Origin of the sequence: uncultured Methanobrevibacter sp., assembly GCF_902801725.1 — an archaeon.
GTDB lineage: Archaea > Methanobacteriota > Methanobacteria > Methanobacteriales > Methanobacteriaceae > Methanocatella.
On sequence record NZ_CADCJB010000078.1, the window covers coordinates 1 to 2,306 of the forward strand.

A 2,306-nucleotide genomic window follows, 5' to 3' on the forward strand; every position below is an offset into this window, starting at 1 on the left:
ATCCCTATTTGAACCGAAAACAGTATCACCATTAGGATTAGACCCAGTATTCCAAGGCGCTGCACCATTACCTTCATCATCAGTCAATCCAGAACCATTAGACCCCTCACGATAATACCTAGGAACAACAATCCTTGGAACCAAACCCTTATGATTCTTCAGCCAATCAGGCAAATCATCCTCACTCATAGTGTTCCTGAAAACACCATCAGTATTGTTACGGATAGTGTTATTATTTCCTCGGCCAATATGAACAGCACGATTGCCGCTGGATTGGTTAGTATTTAAGACATTGTTTGCAATAATGGAATTGACAACCAATGAGCTAGTGCCTGATAAAGAAACCGCATAGCGACCATTAGTAGTTACATTATTATATTGGATATTATAGGTATGATTCCCTTGAGTGTTCTGGGAATAACTAATGCCATAAATGTTATTGTTTGCACTGTAATTTCCGATATTATTTACAATGATTGTATTATTCCAAATCAAGTCATCGGAATCCTGCACTTCAATTCCGGCAACAAGTGCCCAGTAATGAGTGCTGGCAAGACCGGTAACATTGATGAAATTGCTTATAATGTCTATCTTTGTCGCACCATAATAATTCTGGGAATAGATACCTATATTAGGGCCAAAATTAAATGTAGTGAGATTATTGTAAGCGATTTTCACATTATATGAAGGACCATTCACCTGGATAGGATAAGCTGTCCCCATACCTGAACGACCGCCAGTAGTGCGAATATCAATCTGATTACCTATTATGGTCACATCATTGGCAAAATACACATCAATTCCCTGAAGGTAGTTGTCCTTGCCGTTCTTGCTGTCAAAGTCCTCGCTATAAATGCGATTCTTTTCAATAGTGGCATTGTTGCAGGCATACAATATTACAGTATCCAGAGTTGGATAACTGGTTCCACCGCCACTTACATAAGTGGAAATCTTATTGTTAGACAATGTCAGATTATTGGAGTTCTGGGCTACAAAGGCACCTACAGCATCCATGCTCACACCACCGAAAATCTCAGCTTGCCAATTAACGGAACGCAAAGGCAAAGAACAGTTAATATTATTGCCATATATCATAGCATTGTCAACGCCATCAAGAAATATGCCATAATCCCATCCCCCACCAAGGTTATTGCCGATGAAGTTAAATGTGCTGTTGGCTAAAGTGAAGTTCTCTATCTTATTGCCTTCTGCATAGACACAAAAGCCTGTCTTGGATTTGGGAACAGCATAATCCATAGTGCAATTGTATATAGTGCAATTGTCCTCAAGCACTAAAATTCCTGCATGGTCATTATCCGCGAACTCCTGATTCAATACAAAATTAAGTCCTGTAAGCATGATATTGCTTGACTCCAGGCAGAATACTGTATTTTTCAATGATGAATTGTTTCCAATGACAGTGACATTGGATGATCGGATATCCAATATGCCTTTATCTCTAAAATCGCCATTGAAGACTAATACAGAATCAGCATAATTATCCTTTAAGAAGCCATCAGCAAAGAAGGAATCCAAATTACTGCTATCAACATAATAAACAGAATCCAGAGAATCCTTTAATGAAGATGCATTACTGTGACTTTTTAAGGAAGGCTTGGATTTTGAATCTGCATCATTTGAAGAAGAATCAGAACACAAAACCATATCTTCATTATCTTCAACGCTTTTATCATCCAGCCCTAAAACCATATCTTCATCTGCAAGATAGTCTAATGAAGTTTCATCAAGACTGCTGCTCGTATCAATGATTTCCTCATTAATTGTAGATGACAGGTAATCGTCAGCATTCTCTGCAGAAACAGAAGAGATGGTGATTAATAAGATGAAAAATATTGAAAATAATAAAACCATTTTATTTGCTTTTTGCATTTCATTCCTCTAACTTATCTTTAAAAAACTTTTCATTAAGCCTTTTTTGAATAAATTTTTTCATGACAAAAAATTTATTTATTATTCCAACTTGAATAGGGATTGGAATAAGAAATAAATCCTCTATGTATAAAAAAATTAAAAATAAGAAGAAAAAGTGTTAATTTTTCCTTCTTAAAAAATATTTACTTATTTTTTCACAACAATTTTGACTTTTTTGGTAGCTGCTTTGAAGTATTTGTTTCCTGCAAATTTGACAGTCCCTGTGTATGTTCCTTTTTTGGTCAATTTGACTTTGAAGGTTGCTACACCTTTTTTGTTGGTTTTTGCAGTGTAGGTTTTCTTACCGATTTTGAGGGTAAGCTTTGTGCTTTTCAATACTTTTCCTTTGTTGTTTTTAAGGGTTGCAGTTACCT

General features: G+C 35.9%; 1 protein-coding gene and 1 pseudogene. Both read right to left on the minus strand.

Annotated elements, in window-relative coordinates:
* Window positions 1–1,890 (minus strand): annotated as a pseudogene (locus QZV68_RS10130) (hypothetical protein); the annotation flags it as partial.
* Window positions 1,891–2,079: 189 nt separating this feature from the next.
* Window positions 2,080–2,306: hypothetical protein (locus QZV68_RS10135; RefSeq protein ID WP_296880878.1), on the minus strand; the 227-nt coding region annotated here is incomplete at its 5' end.